This is a genomic window from Pseudomonas sp. NFACC14, assembly GCF_900106885.1.
GTDB lineage: Bacteria > Pseudomonadota > Gammaproteobacteria > Pseudomonadales > Pseudomonadaceae > Aquipseudomonas > Aquipseudomonas fluorescens_AA.
Genome location: NZ_FNOA01000017.1, coordinates 39,984 through 59,211, shown reverse-complemented (window position 1 = coordinate 59,211; position 19,228 = coordinate 39,984). Strand labels below are relative to the sequence as shown.

The 19,228-nt window shown below is 63.1% G+C and carries 16 protein-coding genes; all 16 read right to left on the bottom strand.

The genetic code is table 11. The features are described 5' to 3' along the window. Positions 1-8 precede the first annotated feature (8 nt). Positions 9-464, bottom strand: coding sequence for a type II secretion system protein GspM (gspM, locus tag BLU85_RS22095; RefSeq protein WP_092203376.1), 456 nt, complete (start codon positions 462-464; stop codon positions 9-11). Further along, positions 464-1,567, bottom strand: coding sequence for a type II secretion system protein GspL (gspL, locus tag BLU85_RS22090; RefSeq protein ID WP_092203374.1), 1,104 nt, complete (start codon positions 1,565-1,567; stop codon positions 464-466). Before gspL ends, gspM begins: the two co-directional genes overlap by 1 nt. After that, entirely contained in the window at positions 1,567-2,412 is an 846-nt protein-coding gene (locus BLU85_RS22085; RefSeq protein WP_092203372.1) for a type II secretion system protein GspK, read from the bottom strand. The genes gspL and BLU85_RS22085 overlap by 1 nt, the downstream gene beginning before the upstream one ends. After that, a complete protein-coding gene (locus BLU85_RS22080; protein WP_092203370.1) occupies positions 2,409-2,942 on the bottom strand; it encodes a type II secretion system protein GspJ in 534 nt (177 codons plus the stop codon). Before BLU85_RS22080 ends, BLU85_RS22085 begins: the two co-directional genes overlap by 4 nt. After that, entirely contained in the window at positions 2,935-3,321 is a 387-nt protein-coding gene (gene gspI, locus BLU85_RS22075; protein ID WP_092203368.1) for a type II secretion system minor pseudopilin GspI, read from the bottom strand. Before gspI ends, BLU85_RS22080 begins: the two co-directional genes overlap by 8 nt. Beyond that, positions 3,314-3,781: a type II secretion system minor pseudopilin GspH gene (gspH, locus tag BLU85_RS22070; protein ID WP_092203366.1), complete on the bottom strand. Its 468-nt coding sequence runs from the start codon at positions 3,779-3,781 to the stop codon at positions 3,314-3,316. The genes gspI and gspH overlap by 8 nt, the downstream gene beginning before the upstream one ends. Before the next feature lie 2 nt (positions 3,782-3,783). After that, positions 3,784-4,242: a type II secretion system major pseudopilin GspG gene (gene gspG / locus BLU85_RS22065; RefSeq protein WP_092203364.1), complete on the bottom strand. Its 459-nt coding sequence runs from the start codon at positions 4,240-4,242 to the stop codon at positions 3,784-3,786. Between the two features lie 3 nt (positions 4,243-4,245). Further along, the gene (gene gspF, locus BLU85_RS22060; RefSeq protein WP_092203362.1) at positions 4,246-5,454 is read right to left on the bottom strand and encodes a type II secretion system inner membrane protein GspF; all 1,209 of its coding nucleotides are present in this window, start codon (positions 5,452-5,454) and stop codon (positions 4,246-4,248) included. A gap of 4 nt (positions 5,455-5,458) precedes the next feature. Next, entirely contained in the window at positions 5,459-6,922 is a 1,464-nt protein-coding gene (gspE, locus tag BLU85_RS22055; RefSeq protein ID WP_092203360.1) for a type II secretion system ATPase GspE, read from the bottom strand. Beyond that, positions 6,919-8,844, bottom strand: coding sequence for a type II secretion system secretin GspD (gene gspD / locus BLU85_RS22050; protein ID WP_170847615.1), 1,926 nt, complete (start codon positions 8,842-8,844; stop codon positions 6,919-6,921). The genes gspE and gspD overlap by 4 nt, the downstream gene beginning before the upstream one ends. Positions 8,845-8,852: 8 nt before the next feature. Beyond that, positions 8,853-9,380: a type II secretion system protein N gene (locus BLU85_RS22045; RefSeq protein WP_092203356.1), complete on the bottom strand. Its 528-nt coding sequence runs from the start codon at positions 9,378-9,380 to the stop codon at positions 8,853-8,855. After that, a complete protein-coding gene (locus BLU85_RS22040) occupies positions 9,377-9,922 on the bottom strand; it encodes a cytochrome b (RefSeq protein ID WP_092203354.1) in 546 nt (181 codons plus the stop codon). The genes BLU85_RS22045 and BLU85_RS22040 overlap by 4 nt, the downstream gene beginning before the upstream one ends. A 66-nt stretch (positions 9,923-9,988) precedes the next feature. Continuing rightward, positions 9,989-11,455 (bottom strand): N-acetylglucosamine-binding protein GbpA, encoded by a 1,467-nt coding sequence (gene gbpA / locus BLU85_RS22035; RefSeq protein WP_092203352.1) that lies wholly within the window; start codon positions 11,453-11,455, stop codon positions 9,989-9,991. A 338-nt stretch (positions 11,456-11,793) separates the two neighbouring features. Beyond that, positions 11,794-12,861 (bottom strand): uroporphyrinogen decarboxylase, encoded by a 1,068-nt coding sequence (gene hemE, locus BLU85_RS22030; RefSeq protein WP_092203350.1) that lies wholly within the window; start codon positions 12,859-12,861, stop codon positions 11,794-11,796. A 253-nt stretch (positions 12,862-13,114) separates the two neighbouring features. Beyond that, positions 13,115-14,533, bottom strand: a complete 1,419-nt coding sequence (locus BLU85_RS22025) for an FAD-dependent oxidoreductase (RefSeq protein ID WP_003196992.1) — start codon at positions 14,531-14,533, stop codon at positions 13,115-13,117. A 33-nt stretch (positions 14,534-14,566) separates the two neighbouring features. Further along, a complete protein-coding gene (gltB, locus tag BLU85_RS22020) occupies positions 14,567-19,015 on the bottom strand; it encodes a glutamate synthase large subunit (protein ID WP_092203348.1) in 4,449 nt (1,482 codons plus the stop codon). Between the last annotated feature and the right edge of the window lie 213 nt (positions 19,016-19,228).

Sequence of the window (19,228 nt, the reverse complement as noted above, 5' to 3'; positions counted from 1 at the left end):
GCCGTGTGTCATTGGCGCAAAACCACTCGCGCGCCCAACACACCATTCTCCACTTCCAACGTCAGCGACCGCAGCACCGCGCCCTCTCGTTCCTGTTGATCCAACCAATGGAGCAACGCACTCGCGTCACCACTGACGGCGAGTCGCAACGAGTCGCCGTCGACCTCCATTTCCGCCATGTCCAACCCCGCCGCTGCCGCACTTTCATTGACGCGCACCGACAAGGGCCGCGTGGCGACGGTCATATCCCGGGTGGGTTCGGCACGCTGGATCCGGGTGTTCAGTTCGGCCTGTTGTTGATACTGGCGTTCGGCAACCTCCCGTCGTTGCCAGGTTGGTTGCCAAATCGCGGTGTAGGCCAGCGCCACCGACAACACCCCGGCAAGCCCCAGCAACAGCCCTTGTTCTCGGCGCGACAGGTTTCCCCATGTCTGTTTCAAGACCCGCCATCCATCGGTGTTCATCAACTGTTCTCCAGTGTGAGGATGGCCTGCACCCGATTGTTCTGTTTGCTCGCGCTGCCCAGGGTGACGGGCAAGCCGTTCTGCTGCCCGCGTTCACGCAGTTGTTCAAGCTCGACGAAACTGTTCGCCGTCAACTGGATCTTCCAGCCTTCGCCTTCACGAAAATCGATGCGCTGCACCTCGACGTTGCTGGCGCCAATGACCTGCTCGGTCAGACGGGTCAGACGCACGACCTGAGTGTCGTGGCTTTGCCCGCGTCGGCTCTGCAATGCCTGGAACTGCGCCGCCAGGTCGACGATCCGCTCCTGCCCGGGATACAGCGACCTGAACCGCTGTTCGCTTTGGGCATGCAAAAACCGGGTTTCGCGTTCAAGAAAACGTACGCGGGCGTCGCAGAAAGCCCAGGTGAGCACCAACATGCCCAGTACCACCGCCGAAACGCCACGCCATGGCAGCGCTCGACCACGTCGACGGAACTCACCTTGCAACAGGTCGATAGGGCGTCCACCCGCGCTCAGCAGCCATTCATCGATGCCAGGGCAATCGCGCTCTTCGTCCAGCCAGTGAATGTCCTCGGGCAAGCCGGGCTTGAGCGTCGCCAGGGCCCGTACCGACAACGCCACCCGCGCCGGCAGCCCTGCGCCCAACAACCAACGCCCGAACCAACGCACGCCCAATGCCTGCTCATCGGCAAGCAGGTCGGCGTCGACATGCACCGCCCGTGTATCGATGCCTTGTTCGGCGAGCAGCGCCAGCAGCGCCTGGAACCGGGCGCGCTCCGTCACCATCAGCGGATAGCGGTGCTGACGGTCCCGCGGGCCGACGCTGATGTGCAGCGCCTCCAGGTTTTCACTCAGTTGTTCTTCGATGGCGAATGCCAGGGCCTGGGGCCGGGGCTGGCGTCGGGAGGGCCACGGATCGCTGCGCAACCAGCTGCACATTTCCATCGGCAACAGCACATCGACGGGCCGTCCGCTCAACTCGCCGGCCGCCTCGTGCAACGGCAGCCGACGACGCTCGCCGGTGGACGACCACACGCAGCACGGCCAGTTGGCGCAAGGCGCGGTCAGGCCCTCGGCAGTCAGGTAAAGCCAGGTTTTCATCAAGGAAGCTCACTGGGGCTGAAGGGTAAGAAACGTCGCTGACGAACCGTCCAGCGCCCGCTGACAGCATCACGCTCGATATCCGAGGCCAGGCGCAGACGGCTGTCGGCATGGGTCACGCTCACGGTGATTCGAAACCAGCGACTGCCCACCCCCAGGCCATGGCTGCTCAGGCCCATGCCGGACAGCAACGGGTCGTTGGTGAACGCCTGCACGCTGGGGTATGGCGCGTGGCGACGCTGGTTGACCAACGCCTGGGCGGCCCCGGCCTCCATGCCATCGAGGGTCATCAGCACGCGCTGCGGGGCGGTATTGATGTTCATCCGCGCGTCCTTGGGAAGCAACGCCACCCAGGGCTCCAGGCGCTGTAGCGTCGGGCCATCGATGCCCGGCAACAGCCGCAGTTGACTCAACTCCTGTATCGGTCCGACCTGGGGCAACGACAGCGGCGGCAGATCCAGCGAGGCCAGCAAGCGGGCCCAGCGACCGAGGGTGACCTGATCGATTTGCCCCTGGGCCAGCAGCCCATTGAGGTTCAGGCGCCCGGACAAATCCTCGATAGCGATGCGCAGCTCGGCGCCGTCCATTTCCATGGCAGGCCCGAGCCGGGCCCAATCCTGGCTCAGGTCAACGGGCCCGGACGGCGTTATCCCACTGTTTTCCAACACCACCCGCGCCCAGTCTTCCCCAGCCAAGCCCAATTGCCGCAACTGGACCTGTTGCAGTTGCTGCGCGCTGCTGTGCAACAGCAGGCGATGGCTGCGCAACAGCCCACCGACCAGCAGCAATGCCAGGCTCAACACCAGCAGCACGCTGATCAGCGCCACGCCGCGTTGGCGCTTCACGGCAACGCCTCCGGCAACAGCAGCACCCGGCGGATCTGTTCGAAACGCCCCGCAGACACGATCAACTCCAACGCCAACGGCGCGGTGCCGCTCGCGGTTTCACTGTGCCAGCCCCGTTGCCGGTCGAACACGCGCCAGTTCAGGCTGCGGACGTCGTCGAGCAATATCTGCCGCTGCACAAGCGTCATGCCTTCGCCGACACTCTCGCGCCATAACGTGTCGCCCTTGAGCTGATAGCTCACGGTCTGCCGTTCGCTGCGAGGCTGGTCCAGTGGGTTGCGCCAATGGCTGCGCTGCAACTGCAAATGCCCGGGCGCAAGCACGACCGAGTCGGCAACCGCCTGCCACACATCCCGTTCGATCACGCCGACAGCACGCTGCAAGGTCCTGATGTCGCGCTCATGCTGACCGACTCCCTGCTGGGTCCGCACGACCCCGTCGAACAACCGCCAACTGGCCAGGCCGAGCAAGGTAAAAATGGCGATGGCGATGACCAGCTCCAACAAGGTGAAGCCCGATTGCTTATTCATGATGGCCGCGGACCCAGCCGATGGTGCGGTGCGCGACGGTCGCGCTGTCGTCGCGGCGGACCTGGATCTCGACCTGCAACAGGCGCCCATCGCGGGCCGGGGCGATACGTTGTTGCAAGACCCAATCGCGGCGATCCAGGTGCCGGTTCAGTCGCTGTTGTCCAGGCGACGTGACGACTTCCAGGCGCAGTTCGCTCAGTTGATTGTCCGCCAGCCAGGCGCCGAACAGACGTTCCTCAAGCCCGGCGCTTTGCTTGAGTACGAACTGGCTGGCCGAAAGTACGGCCGCCGCCAGCGTCGCGAAAATCGCCAGGGCGATCATGACTTCCAACAGCGTGAACCCCTGGCAACCAGCGGCCTGCCTGCGCGCGTTAATCATCGATCAGCGGCTCCGCCAGGCCATCGCTCGATACCCGGGCAACCGTATGCCCAGCGACGTTGATGAACAGCTTGAACGGACTGGTCTCGTCACTGCTGAGCATCAGCAACTGGGGTGAGCCTTGAACGGCATCGAGCGACAGGACATGACCGTCCAGCTCCAACCCGAGCGTCAAGTCCTCGGGCAATCGATGGGGCACCGACACGGCCGTCCAGCCCTGGACTCCGAGTCGCAACGCCTGATAACCGCCCGGCTGCACGTGCACGCCATATTCCTGCCCGTCCAGTACCGCCCGCTCGCGCAACTGCTGCACCAGCGCCACGAAGTCTCGGGCTTGCTGGCGGGCTTCACGCGCCGGGCCTGGCCCCGTGGCGAAGCGGACCATGCCCGCCAGGACGCCGATCAAGACGATAACGACCATCAGCTCCAACAAGGTGAAGCCCCGGCAACGACGCGGCATGTTCACTCGGACCAATTGCCGATGTCGGCCGCCATCCCTTCACCACCCGACACGCCATCGGCGCCCAGGGAGTAGAGGTCATAGCCGCCATCGAGGGATTTGTGCCCGGGGTTGAGGTACTGGTAGGGCGTACCCCAAGGGTCGACCGGCAAGCTTTTCAGATAACCCTGGGGGTTCCAGTTCCTGGCCGCTGGGGTACCGGACGGGCGTTTGCTCAACGCCTCCAGGCCTTGTTGGGTCGAGGGGTAATGGAAGTTGTCGAGGCGGTACATTTCCAGGGCCGTGGCGATCGCCTGGATATCGGTGCGGGCGGCCGTGACCTTGGCCTGGTCGGGTCGGCTCATGAACTGCGGCACGACGATGGCGCCCAGCACGCCAATGATGACCACCACCACCATGATTTCGATCAGGGTAAAACCGCGTTGTTGATGATGTGCGGGTCGGTTGCTTTGAAGTTTCATCGGTCAGTTCACCAATTGGTTGAGGCTCAGGATCGGTAGGAGGATGGCCATGACGATCAGCAGCACGACGCCGCCCATCAGCACCAACATGGCCGGTTCGAAAAGGCTCACCACCAGCGCGATGCGCGCCGCGAGGCTGGCTTCCTGTTGTTCGGCGGCCCGGGCCAGCATGTTGTCGAGTTCGCCGACCCGTTCGCCGCTGGCGATCATGTGCAGCATCAGCGGCGGAATATCACCGCCCTGCTCCAGGCCACGGGTCAGGGTCCCGCCCTCACGTACCGAACGGGCGACATCGGCCATGCGGGCGCGGATTGTCAGGTTGCCGATCACCTGGGCGGCGATGTGCAAGGCCTCCACCAGCGGCACCGCGCTTTTGCTCAGGATCGCCAAGGTGCTGGCGAATCGCGCCGCTTCCATCGCCCGCAGCACTTCGCCCAGCAGCGGCAGCCGCAGCAACAAGCGATGCCAGCGCAGGCGCCACGCCGGTTGGCGCACGCTCCAGCGCCACACCCCGAACAGCCCGGCCAGGGCACCGAGCAGCAGCAGGCCATGGCGACGCAAGCCGTCACTCACGGCGATCAGCGCCTGGGTCAGCCAGGGCAACGGCTGACCGCTGTCGATGAAAATTTTCACCACATCCGGCACCACATACCCCAACAGGAACGCGACAATCGCGACACAGGCCAGCATCAGGATCAGCGGGTACACCAACGCCAGTTGAATGCGCTGGCGCGAGGCCTGGCGCGCCTGGGTGTAGCTCGCCAGTTGCTCCAACACCTGGCCCAGGTGACCCGACTGCTCGCCCGCCGCGACCGTGGCGCAGAACAGTTCGGGGAACGCTTGAGGGAAGGCCCTCAGTGCCGTCGCCAGCGCATGGCCTTCCATCACCCGGCTGCGCACCGCCGCCAGCAGGTGGGCGACGCGGCGTTTCTGGCTCTGTTGCGCCACCGCCCCCAGGGATTCCTCAAGGGGCAGGCCGGCCTGGATCAAGGTGGACAGCTGCAACGTCAGTAACGCCAGATCCGCCGGGCCCAGGCGCCCCCCGGCATGGCGCCCGCCCAGGACTCGCTGTTCCTTGGCTTCCGCCAGTTCGCTGGGCAGCAAGCCGCGCTCGCGCAACAGCTGTCGAGCATGGCGGGGGCTGTCGGCTTCCACGCGCCCCTTGCAGCGTCGGCCCTGGGGGTTTTCGGCCCGATAATCGAAGGTCGGCATGGCGCTAATCCTCCTGGGTAATGCGCAGCAGTTCGTCGACACTGGTCAGGCCTTCCAGCACGCGCTGGCGACCGTCCTGGAACAGGCTGCGGGAGGTCTTGCGGGCCTCGGCGGCGAGCGCCTGCTCGGTGGCGCCCTGGTGAATCAGCTGCGACAGCGCAGCGTTGACATGCACCAGCTCATAGATGCCGAAGCGCCCGCGATAGCCTTTCTGGCATTGCTCGCAGCCCTGGGCCTTGAACAACCTGGGTGCGGCATCGGCGTCGAGGCCCAGGCGCCGACACGTGGCGGCGTCGGCCATATAAGGGGCTTTGCAGGAAGGGCACAGACAGCGCAACAAACGCTGGGCGACGATGCCGGCCAGGGACGACGCCAACAGATACGCATCCACGCCCATGTCCACCAGCCGCGTGACCGCGCCGACGGCGGTGTTGGTGTGCAGGGTCGAGAGCACCAGGTGCCCGGTCAGCGATGCCTGGACGGCGATTTCGGCGGTCTCGCGGTCGCGTATTTCGCCAACCATCACCACGTCCGGGTCCTGGCGCAAAATGGCCCGTAAACCGCGGGCGAAGGTCATGTCGACTTTCGGGTTGACCGGCATCTGGCCGATGCCCGGCAGGTGATATTCGATGGGGTCTTCGACCGTGAGGATGTTGCGGCTCTGGTCGTTGATGCTGCTCAACGCCGCGTACAGGCTGGTGGTCTTCCCCGACCCCGTGGGCCCGGTGACCAACACGATGCCGTGGGGCTTGCCGAGCAACTGGCGCAGGCTCGCCAGGGTGTCGCCGGGCAGGCCCAGGCGTTGCAGTTCCAGGCGCCCGGCCTGCTTGTCGAGCAGGCGCAACACCACCCGCTCGCCATGGGCCGAAGGCAGGGTCGAGACCCGCACATCGACCTCGTGCCCGGCCAGGCGCAACGCCATCCGGCCGTCCTGAGGCACGCGTTTTTCAGCGATGTCCAGGCGCGCCATGACCTTGATCCGCGACACCAGCAGGTTCGCCAGTTCCCGGCGCGGGCGCAGCATTTCCCGCAGCTGCCCGTCGATGCGCATGCGCACCGACAGGTATTGCTCGAACGTTTCCAGGTGCACATCCGAGGCGTGCTCGCGGACCGCCTCGCTGAGCAATGCATTGATCAGGCGAATGATCGGCGCATCACCCTGCTGCTCCAGCAGGTCGGTAGTCTGCGGCATCTGGTCGGCCAGGCTGAGCAGGTCCAGTTCCTCGTCCAGGCCTTGGGCCACCTGCTCGGCGGCGCTCTGGCCCTGGCGATAGACGCTGGCCAGGCGCGCGGCGAACTGCGCCGGCTCCAGGACCTGGATAGGCAGATCCCGCCCACACAGGCGCCGGACTTCCGCCACGGCAGTCAGGGGCGTGTCGCTGCGCATCGCCAGGCTCAAGGTCGGCCCCGCGCCTTCCAGCAGCACGCCCAGGCGCCTGGCGAAACCAAAGGGCAACGGCTCGCTCACAGGCCCTCCGGCTGCGGTGGACGCCTGTCGACCGCCGGCTCCCGCGCGGACGATTCGAACAACTGGCGGGCGTCCCGGGGCAGCAGCAGCGAATTGTTTTTCCGCGAACCGGGTTTGCTCAACTCCCGGAGCGCGTCGTAGCGTTGCCGGCTCACATCGGCCAGGTCTTCGCTGCTGCGCACGATGGTCGGGCGCAGGAACACCATCAAGTTGCTTTTGGTCTGGGTGTCGCGGTTCCAGCGAAACAACGCGCCCAGGTAGGGAATACTGCGCAGCAGCGGCACACCGCTTTGCTGGCTGCGGACACTGTCGCGGATCAGGCCGCCGATCACGATGATCTCGCCATCGTCCGCCAGGATCGTGCTCTTCAAGGCGCGCTTGTTGGTGATCAGGTCCGAGGAGTCCACACCGGAGACGGACGGCGCGATGTCCGATACCTCCTGCTCGACTTCGAGGCGCAAGGTCGAGCCTTCGTTGATGTAAGGCTTGACCTTGAGGCTGATACCCACGTCCTTGCGCTCCACAGTGGTGAACGGATTGTCCGCGCCGTTGCCGCTGGTGGCGTAGGAGCCCGTCTTGAACGGAACGTTCTGGCCCACGATGATTTCCGCCTCCTGGTTATCCAGGGTCAGCAGGCTGGGGGTGGACAGCAGGTTGCTATGGGCGTTGCTCGCCAGCGCCGAGACCAGCGCACTGAAGCGATCGCCACCCAGCCGCAGGAATGCGCTTTCCTTGGTTTTATCCAACTTGCTGAAGTCCAGGCCGATGATCGGGATGTCGGTTCCCGGGAAGTTGATGCTCCCTGCCGCGCTGCCGCTCTTGAGTCCCCACTGCACCCCCAGCGCTTCGGAAATATCTCCGCTCACCTCGACGATGGCCGCATGAATGAGCACCTGGGCCCGGGGTTGGTCCAGCTCCCGGACGATGTTTTCAATGATGCGGACCTGGGCCGGCTCGGCGATCAGGACCAAGGCATTCTGGCTCTCATCGGCCTTGATCCTGAATGGGCTGGCTCCCGCGGTTTCCCGCTGGCCAGCGAGGACCGGTGTGGTTTTCCTATCCTGCCCGACACCTTCCAGGACCTCGGCCAACTGTTTGGCATCGCTGTGACGCAGACGGATGACCCGCGCGTTGTCCTGGGAAGCGGCTGCCGGTACGTCCAGGGTCCGGGCCAGGTCGACCAGGCGTTGACGCACCGCTGGCGCGCCGATGATCACCAGCCGATTGCTGCGGGCATCGGCGATCACCACCCCCGCCGTATCCCCCTCGCGCTTGCCGCCGGAGGCTTCCACCAGGGGGGCGATGTCCCCGGCCTGGGCGTGCTTCAAGCGCACCACCACGTGATTGCGGTTGCGTCCTGAATCCAACCGTTGCACCACGCCGGCGATGCGCTGGACGTTGGCCGCTGTGTCGGTGACCACCAAGGCGTTGGACGAGACCGAAGGGCCGACGTAACCATTGGCCGATACCAAGGGGCGGATCAGCCCGGCGACATCGGCAGCGATGCTCGATTGCAGGTCGAGGACCCGGGTGACGAACTGCGACGGTGTGGCGCTTTGTTCGTCGGCGACACCGGCACGCGTCTTGGCATCGCTGACCGGCGTGATCAGGATCCGCTCGCCTTCGTCGATCACGGTGAAGTTATGGGCATCGAGTACCGAATAGAACAACCGCCGCACCCCTTCGCGGTCCAGCGCCTCCCGGGACATGACCGTGATGCGCCCCGACACCCGGGGATCGAGCACCACGGTCTTGCCCAGGATCGCTGAGAACTCTTCGACCACATCGCGCAGTTCCGCGTTGTTCATCGCCAGTTGCCACTGGGCTTCTTCGGCCTGCAGCCAACCGGCGGGCATCAGCAGGCAAGACGCGGCGAAGCAGAACAGGACACGCGAAACACGCTCCCGGATAAAGCTGTTCATGAATTCGATCACTCTGATTGCCCGGCCACCGGGCGTAGGTATTGCGAGGAATGCGGCGCGGCATGGCCCCCGTCTTCGAGGCTCAGCCGGCGCAGCAGGGGCTTGGCTGTGGGTTGCAGGGCCAAGCGTTCTTCACGTCCATTGCGCCACAACGTCACATGGCTGGCCTCGACCCGGCGCAGCACGCTGCCACCCGGCAAACGCTCGCCCACCTGGTAAATGCGCGGGCCGGCGGCGTCCGCCAGCAAGGCCCGCGACAAGCCTTGGCCAGCGACAAAACTGGCCTGCAACGTGATCGGTTCGGTGCTAGGGACATGGGCACCTTCGGGCGTCAGGCCGAACACCGTCGCGACGGCTTGTACGTTGGGCAGGGCGCGCACCGGAACGGTCGGCGAGCCGCCAACCACGGGCACATCACGGGCCACTGCCTGGCGATAACGCCACTCGTGCCCGGCCAGCAACACCCCATACAACAGCGGTACGAGCATCAGGATTGTCGTGGGCAAACGACTGCCAACCTTGAAAGAAACACTCACTTTTGCGCCCGCCGGATCATCGCGCCCGAGGGCTTGGCGAAGGTCATTCGCCGCACCACCCTGCGTCCGGAGCACTCATGCCAGGCCACTGCGCAAAGATGCAGCGCCACGAGCACGGAAAGCACCACGCAAGCCGAGGTATGGATCGTGCTGGCCCGTTCGATCAGCGCCGGATCGCTCAGTGGCTGGGGGAAGTGAACGAGTCCGAAGACACTGATCGCGCTTTTCATCATCAGAACGCCGGTCACCAGGACGACAGCAATGACCAGGTAGACCATGGCGTGTACCGCAAAGGCCAGCGTCTTGATCGGCGCAGGCGCCGTTCCATGGGGTTCCAATGCACGGACAAACAGGCAGGCTCGCCACACGAACAGCGGAATGAACAGCGTCGTCAGCGACACATTGAATGACCCGATCCAGTGTTCGGTCGCAGCCGACACCGGGTTGTAAGCCACATAAAACCCGGACACCAACGTCCACAAGATAATGACCGCCGACAACCAGTGCAGCAGCACACGTGGCCGGGAATAATTGGAATGCATCACGCGCCCTCCTTCGAAGGCTCCAGGCAATCCCTGCGGATCGCCCGAAGCCGTGCCTGTCAGGACTTACAACTTGTCCCAGGCGCTTTGCCAGGAGGCACCGACACCCGGTTCAAAGCCGTTGGAAGCCGGGGTGTATTGCTTGCAGTAGCCGGACGCAGGGAACGGCTTGCACTCGAATACTTCCTCGGTCTTGGGTTGCAGCACTTTCGTGCCGGCGGCGTAGTCGCTGATGCCTTCAGGGAATACGAAGTCGTACTCGATGCCTGCACCCTCGCCGGTCAGGGTGACCGTCTTGGTTTCCTGGCGAGTGGTGCGGCCGTCTTCGGTGGTCCCCACCAGTGTCAGGGTGTGCGCACCTGGAGCGCTGCGCACGTCCAGGTTCAGGCCGGTGCTGCCTGCGCCCACGGTCTGGCTCACGACACCCACCTGCTTGTTCTTTTCATCGAACAAAGTGGCTTCGAGATTCATGCTGCGGTTTGTCTGTGCAGTGAACGCCATGCTGGTCCGACCTTTGTCGAGCACGTACTCCGGTTGCAGGGAAGAAATCTCCATGCTGGCGCTGGCGTCTTCGCGCATATCCAGTTGCACTTCATAGCGCTTCACGCCGCTTTCTTTCTGGGCGTACAGCTTGTTGGTGCCCTTGATCGGCGTGATATTGCCCTCGTCATCACGGATACCGGCACGAATCAGAGGATGGGCCTTGTTGATGGCGTCGGCGAGTTTGAACGACCAATTTTCAGGCTTGCCTTCTTCAGCGTTATCGATGCTGATTTGCACGCTGTACTCGGCGTTTTCACCGCTGGCAGAGAACGCCCGAGCCTTGACCTTGTCGCCCGCCAGCAACTGCGTCGATGGTGCGATGCTGCCCACCGGCGACCATCCGCCCGGCAACGCGGCTTCGGCGAGGATGTTCACATCCGCCGGGTTATAGAACGCATTGTCGGTGTCGCCGACCGTCCAGACCGCCAGGATGACATGGTGGCCTGTCTTCTCGTCGGGAATCACGCAATCGTGCTTGGCACCACTGGCTGGAAGTTGATTACCGCCATCGATCGTGCAGAACGGTGCGCTATCGAACGATGCGCGCTTGAGCGGCTCGTTTGGGTTCCAACCGTCACGGGTGATGAAATATTCGTGTTTGGTCGCCGGATGCGGGGCGATGTATTGCCATTGGAAGGTGATGTTGCGATCCCGGATTTCAGTCAGTTGCCAGCGAGTGGCCGACTGCGCATCCAGGGCGGAAAACAGCGAGTTACCGCCGCTGGCGATCTTGCCGTCGTAGGGGCCCTGCAGAGGAGCGCCACCGGCACCATTCGGGAATCCCTTGAAGGTTTCGCCGGTACTATGAGGTTCGTATTGCGCACCACCGCAGTTTTTGTTTTCGCCTTTCTGGCATAAAAATGCCCGCGAGGGCGGCACTTCGAGGTATCCGTGGGCGAATACACCCTGGGATGTCAGCATGGCCGACAACAGAACTAACGACGATGCGCATCCCGTTAATACGCCATTCTTGTTGAAGTTGTTTTTCATATAAGTTCCAGACTATCCATCGAGATTGAAAGACGTTTTACCGTCATCTTGCAAGGCCCGCCGGATCGTTCAGCGCACGGCCTGCAAGCACCGGAACCTTATAGAAAGTTTAAGCCCCCCTATGTAGGAAAAATCTCTCAAAACAGAAGGAATGATCTGTTAATCTATTTCCCTTACATAGAAAGAGAAACTTCTTATAAATGGCAACAACTATTAAACACTGACAAACAGTAACACCAGGCCAACTACAATCAGGCGTTAAATTGAAAGTTATAGGGCAGACAATAAAAAAGCCTGTCCGGCACAGGACCGGACAGGCTGGGTGACAGAGGTCGCAATCAGACGTGATATTGCGCCGACAACTCATGCACCGCCCGCAGGAAGGCGCCGGCGTGTTCCGGGTCGACTTCCGGGGTGATGCCATGGCCCAGGTTGAACACATGGCCGCTGCCGCTGCCATAGCTCGCCAAAATACGCCCGACTTCGGCGCGAATGGCTTCAGGCTTGGCGTAGAGCACGGTCGGGTCCATGTTGCCTTGCAGGGCGACCTTGTGACCGACACGTTCGCGGGCGTTGCCAATGTCGCAGGTCCAATCCAGGCCCAAGGCGTCGGCGCCGGCCTCGGCGATGCTTTCCAGCCACAGGCCGCCGTTCTTGGTGAACAGGATCACCGGGACTTTGCGACCTTCGTGTTCGCGGATCAAGCCGCTGACGATCTTGCGCATGTAGGCCAGGGAAAATTCCTGGTATGCCGCCGCCGACAGGTTGCCGCCCCAGGTATCGAAGATCTGCACCGCTTGCGCGCCGGCCAGGATCTGGCCGTTGAGGTAGGACGTGACCGATTGGGCCAGCTTGTCCAGCAACAGGTGCATGGCTTGCGGGTTGTCGTAGAGCATGGCCTTGGTCTTGCGGAAGTCCTTCGACGAACCGCCTTCGACCATGTAGGTGGCCAGGGTCCAGGGGCTGCCGGAGAAACCGATCAGCGGCACGCGACCGTTGAGTTCACGGCGAATGGTGCTGACCGCGTCCATGACGTAGCCCAGGTCCTTTTGCGGATCGGGAATCGGCAAGGCCTCGATGTCGGCCAGGGTGCTGACGACTTTCCTGAAACGCGGGCCTTCGCCGGTCTCGAAGTACAAGCCCTGCCCCATGGCGTCGGGAATGGTGAGAATGTCGGAGAACAGGATCGCCGCGTCCAACTGCGGATAACGGTCCAGCGGCTGCATCGTGACTTCGCAGGCGAACTGGGGGTTCATGCACAGGCTCATGAAGTCACCCGCCTTGGCGCGGCTGGCGCGGTACTCCGGCAGGTAGCGACCGGCCTGGCGCATCATCCAGACAGGGGTGACGTCCACGGGTTGCTTGAGCAGGGCGCGAAGGAAACGGTCGTTCTTCAGGGCAGTCATGTCGGCATCCGGAAAAAAAGTGCGGGCATTTTCTCAGAGCGCGACGCAAAAGGCACGGCAAGAGCCGTGCCTTTTATCTATCGGGGCAATTTGTCGCGGTGCCATGCAATGTTCAGCAACACCACAAAACAATTGTGGGAGCGAGCTTGCTCGCGATGAGGGCGTCCCATTCAACAGGTTCGTCGACTGATCCACCGCGATCGCGAGCAAGCTCGCTCCCACATTTTGATCGCATTCCAGCATTGGGAAGCGATCAGACTTGCAGGTAATCCAGGATCCCTTCCGCCGCATTGCGGCCTTCGAAGATCGCCGTCACCACCAGGTCGGAACCCCGGACCATGTCGCCACCGGCGAAGATCTTCGGGTTGCTGGTCTGGTGCTTGTACTGGCCCTGCTCCGGAGCCACGACGCGGCCCTGGCTGTCGGTCTGGATGCTGAACTGCTCGAACCACGGCGCCGGGCTCGGGCGGAAGCCGAAGGCGATGACCACGGCGTCGGCCGGGATGATCTCTTCGGAACCGGGGATCGGCTCGGGGCTGCGACGGCCGCGGGCGTCCGGCTCGCCGAGACGGGTCTCGACCACCTTCACGCCTTCGACCTTGTCTTCACCGACAATGGCGATCGGCTGGCGGTTGTAGAGGAATTTCACGCCTTCTTCCTTGGCGTTCTTCACCTCTTTGCGCGAGCCGGGCATGTTCGCTTCGTCGCGACGATAGGCGCAGGTCACCGACTTGGCGCCCTGGCGGATCGACGTGCGGTTGCAGTCCATCGCCGTGTCGCCACCACCAAGCACCACGACCTTCTTGCCTTTCATGTCGACGAAATCTTCCGGCGACTTTTCAAAGCCCAGGTTGCGGTTGACGTTGGCGATCAGGAAGTCGAGTGCGTCGTAGACGCCCGGCAGGTCCTCACCGGCAAAGCCACCCTTCATGTAGGTGTAGGTGCCCATGCCCATGAAGACCGCATCGTATTCCTCGAGCAGTTGCTCCATGGTCACGTCCTTGCCCACCTCGGTGTTCAGGCGGAACTCGATGCCCATGCCGGTGAAGACTTCGCGACGATTGCTCAGCACGGTCTTTTCCAGCTTGAACTCGGGAATGCCAAAGGTCAGCAGGCCGCCGATTTCCGGATTCTTGTCGAACACCACCGGGGTCACGCCACCGCGTACCAGCACGTCGGCACAGCCCAGGCCCGCCGGGCCGGCACCGATGATCGCCACGCGCTTGCCGGTCGGTTTGACCTTGGACATGTCCGGGCGCCAGCCCATGGCGAACGCGGTGTCGGTGATGTACTTCTCCACCGAACCGATGGTCACCGCGCCAAAACCGTCGTTGAGGGTGCAGGCACCTTCACACAGGCGATCCTGCGGGCACACCCGGCCGCAGACTTCCGGCAGGGTGTTGGTCTGGTGGGACAGCTCGGCGGCCTGGAGGATATTGCCCTCGGCCACCAGTTTCAGCCAGTTGGGAATGAAGTTGTGCACCGGGCACTTCCATTCGCAATACGGGTTGCCACAACCCAGGCAGCGGTGGGCCTGGTCGGCCGACTGCTGGGGTTTGAAAGGTTCGTAGATTTCCACGAACTCTTTCTTGCGTTGACGCAACAGTTTCTTCTTCGGATCCTTGCGCCCGACATCGATGAACTGGAAGTCGTTATTCAGACGTTCAGCCATTGTTAAAACCTCATCAAACTCTTCAGGCGCATATCACTGCGGGTTGGCACGAGTGCTGGAAAGCAACGATTTCAGGTTGGCAGCCTTGGGCTTGACCAGCCAGAAACGACGCACGTAGTCATCGAGGTTCTCGGCGAGTTCACGACCCCACTCGCTGTCGGTTTCCTCGACGTACTCATCCAGTACACGCTGCAAATGGCTGCGGTAGGCTTCCATCGCCTCGCCGCTGATCCGCTGGATTTCCACCAGTTCGTGGTTGACCCGGTCAACGAAGGTGTTGTCCTGGTCGAGCACGTAGGCGAAACCGCCGGTCATGCCAGAGCCGAAGTTATAACCGGTCTTGCCCAGCACGCAGACAAAACCACCGGTCATGTACTCGCAGCAGTGATCGCCGGTGCCTTCCACCACGGTGTGGGCCCCGGAGTTACGCACGGCGAAACGCTCGCCCGCGGTGCCGGCGGCGAACAGCTTGCCGCCCGTGGCGCCATAAAGGCAGGTGTTGCCGATGATGGCACTGTCCTGGGTCTTGTAGACGCTACCCTTGGGCGGAACGATGACCAGCTTGCCGCCGGTCATGCCCTTGCCCACGTAGTCGTTGGCATCGCCTTCCAGGTACATGTTCAGGCCACCGGCGTTCCAGACGCCGAAGCTCTGGCCCGCGGTGCCCTTGAAGCGGAAGGTGATCGGCGCCTTGGCCATGCCCTGGTTGCCGTGCTTGCGGGCGATCTCGCCGGAGATCCGCGCGCCGATGGAGCGGTCGCAGTTGCAGATATCCAGGTCGAACTCGGCACCGCTCAGGTCGTTGATCGCCGAAGCGGCCATGTCGACCATCTTTTCGGCCAGCTCGCCCTTGTCGAACGGCGGGTTGCGGTCGACCTGGCAGAACTGTGGCTTGTCCGCCGGGATGAGATCGCTGCCCAGCAACGGGGTCAGGTCCAGGTGCTGCTGCTTGGCGGTCTGGCCCTCGATCACGTCCAGCAGGTCGGTGCGGCCGATCAGCTCTTCAAGCGAGCGAACGCCCAGCTTGGCCAGCCACTCACGGGTCTCTTCGGCCACGTAGGTGAAGAAATTCACCACCATGTCGACGGTACCGATGTAGTGGTCCTTGCGCAGCTTGTCGTTCTGGGTCGCCACGCCGGTGGCGCAGTTGTTCAGGTGGCAGATGCGCAGGTATTTGCAGCCCAGGGCGATCATCGGCGCGGTGCCGAAGCCGAAGCTCTCGGCGCCGAGGATGGCCGCCTTGATCACGTCCAGGCCAGTTTTCAGGCCACCGTCGGTCTGCACCCGGACCTTGCCGCGCAAATCGTTGCCGCGCAGGGTCTGGTGGGTTTCGGCCAGGCCCAGCTCCCATGGCGCCCCCGCGTACTTGATCGAGGTCAGCGGCGATGCGCCGGTGCCGCCGTCGTAGCCGGAGATGGTGATCAGGTCGGCATAGGCCTTGGCCACGCCGGCCGCAATGGTGCCGACGCCGGCTTCCGCCACCAGCTTCACCGAGACCAGCGCCTTGGGGTTCACCTGCTTGAGGTCGAAGATCAGTTGCGACAAGTCTTCGATCGAGTAGATGTCGTGGTGCGGCGGCGGCGAGATCAGGGTCACGCCGGGGACCGCATAACGCAGCTTGGCGATCAGGCCGTTGACCTTGCCACCGGGCAACTGGCCGCCTTCGCCAGGCTTGGCGCCTTGGGCGACCTTGATCTGCAGCACTTCAGCGTTGACCAGGTATTCCGGCGTCACACCGAAGCGGCCGGTGGCCACCTGCTTGATTTTCGAACTCTTGATGGTGCCGTATCGCGCCGGGTCTTCGCCGCCTTCGCCGGAGTTGGAACGCGCACCGAGGCGGTTCATGGCTTCGGCCAGGGCTTCGTGGGCTTCCGGGGATAAGGCGCCGAGGGAAATACCGGCCGAATCGAAGCGCTTGAGCACCGATTCCAGCGGTTCCACTTCACTGATGTCCAGCGGCGTGTCGAGGGTCTTGACCTTGAGCAGGTCGCGGATCATCGACACCGGACGGTTGTCCACCAGCGAGGTGTATTCCTTGAACTTGCTGTAGTCGCCCTGCTGCACGGCCGCTTGCAGGGTGTTGACCACGTCGGGGTTGTAGGCGTGGTATTCACCACCGTGGACAAACTTCAGCAGGCCGCCCTGCTGGATCGGCTTGCGCGGGCTCCAGGCTTCGGCGGCCAGGGCTTTCTGTTCGGCTTCGATGTCGACGAAACGCGCACCCTTGATGCGGCTCGGCACGCCACGGAAGCTCAGTTCGCAGACCTCTTCGGACAGGCCGATGGCCTCGAACAGTTGCGCGCCACGGTACGAGGCGATGGTCGAGATGCCCATCTTCGACAGGATCTTGAGCAGGCCCTTGGTGATGCCCTTGCGGTAGTTCTTGAACACCTCGTAGAGGTCGCCCAGTACTTCGCCCGTGCGGATCAGGTCGCCCAGCACTTCATAGGCCAGGAACGGATACACCGCCGAGGCACCAAAACCGATCAGCACCGCGAAGTGATGCGGATCGCGGGCGGTGGCGGTTTCCACCAGGATATTGGAATCGCAGCGCAGGCCTTTTTCGGTCAGGCGATGGTGCACCGCGCCGGTGGCCAACGAGGCGTGGATCGGCAGCTTGCCCGGAGCGATATGACGGTCGCTGAGGACGATCTGGGTGCGCCCGGCGCGCGCGGCTTCTTCAGCCTGATCGGCCACGTTGCGGATCGCCGCTTCCAGGCCGACGCTTTCGTCGTAGTTCAGGTCGATGACCTGGCGCGCGAAGCCCGGACGGTCGAGGTTGGTCAACGAACGCCACTTGGCCGGGGAAATGACCGGCGAGCTGAGGATCACCCGCGAGGCATGTTCCGGCGACTCCTGGAAAATGTTGCGCTCGGCACCGAGACAGATTTCCAGGGACATCACGATCGCTTCGCGCAGCGGGTCGATCGGTGGGTTGGTCACCTGGGCGAACTGCTGGCGGAAATAGTCGTACGGCGTGCGCACGCGCTGCGACAGCACGGCCATCGGCGTGTCGTCGCCCATGGAGCCGACCGCCTCGTAGCCCTGCTCGCCCAGCGGACGCAGCACCTGGTCACGTTCTTCGAACGTCACCTGGTACATCTTCATGTACTGCTTGAGCTGGTCGACGTCGTAGAAAGCCGAGCCATGGTCGTTGTCTTCCATGGTCGCCTGGATGCGCAGGGCATTCTTGCGCAGCCATTGCTTGTACGGATGACGGGACTTGAGACGGTTGTCGATGGCGTCGGTGTCGAGGATCTGGCCAGTCTCGGTGTCCACGGCAAAGATCTGGCCCGGACCTACGCGGCCCTTGGCGATGACGTCTTCGGGCTGGTAGTTCCAGACGCCGATTTCCGACGCCAGGGTGATGAACCCGTTGCTGGTGGTGACCCAGCGCGCCGGACGCAGACCGTTCCGGTCCAGCAGGCACACGGCGTAGCGACCGTCGGTCATGACGATACCGGCCGGGCCGTCCCACGGTTCCATGTGCATGGAGTTGTATTCGTAGAAGGCGCGCAGGTCCGGATCCATGGTCTCGACGTTCTGCCACGCCGGCGGCACCAGCATGCGCACGCCGCGGAACAGGTCGATGCCACCGGTCACCATCAGTTCCAGCATGTTGTCCATGCTCGAGGAGTCCGAACCCACGCGGTTGACCAGTGGGCCGAGCTCTTCGAGGTCCGGCATCAGGTCGTTGGCGAACTTGGTGCGACGGGCCACGGCCCAGTTGCGGTTGCCGGTGATGGTGTTGATCTCGCCGTTGTGGGCGAGGAAGCGGAATGGCTGGGCCAGCGGCCACTTCGGCAGGGTGTTGGTGGAGAAGCGCTGGTGGAACACGCAGATCGCGGTTTTCAGGCGCTCGTCGCTCAGGTCCGGATAGAAGGCGGTGAGGTCCGCCGGCATCATCAGGCCTTTATAGATAATGGTCTTGTGGGAAAAGCTGCAGATGTAGTGATCGGTGTCGGCAGCGTTGGCCACGGACGAACGACGACGGGAGCTGAACAGCTTGATCGACATGTCCTGGTCGCTCAGGCCTTCGCCGGCGATGAACACCTGTTCGATCTGCGGCAGGCGCTCGAGCGCCAGGCGGCCGAGGACGCTGGTGTCGATCGGCACTTTGCGCCAGCCCACCAGTTGCAGGCCGGCGGCCAGGATCTCGCGGTTCATGTTTTCGCGAGCCGCCTCAGCCTTCACCGGGTCCTGGTTGAAGAACACCATGCCCACGGCGTACTGCTTGGGCAGGGTCACGCCGAACGTTTCCTGGGCTACGGCACGCAGGAACTCGTCGGGCTTTTGAATCAGCAAGCCACAACCGTCGCCGGTCTTGCCGTCGGCGTTGATCCCACCGCGGTGGGTCATGCAGGTCAGGGCCTCAATGGCCGTTTGCAAAAGGGTATGGCTGGGCTCGCCCTGCATATGAGCTATCAGGCCGAAACCGCAGTTATCCTTGAATTCATCTGGTTGGTACAGACCTGCTTTCATAGACACTTTCTCACCAGGCTGCCTCTAATCGAGGCAAATTTCTTTTCAATTCAACCGGTTGCATGCCGCGCCGAACGTACGCCAGCTTTGCGGGGGCAAAAGGGAGGTCATTGTACACACCGACACAGAGGCTCACAAATTTGACGACGAACTGTCGCAAATCCATGTCGCATTTGTGAAAGGTTTAAAGCTATATGCTGTGCTAGTCAAAAC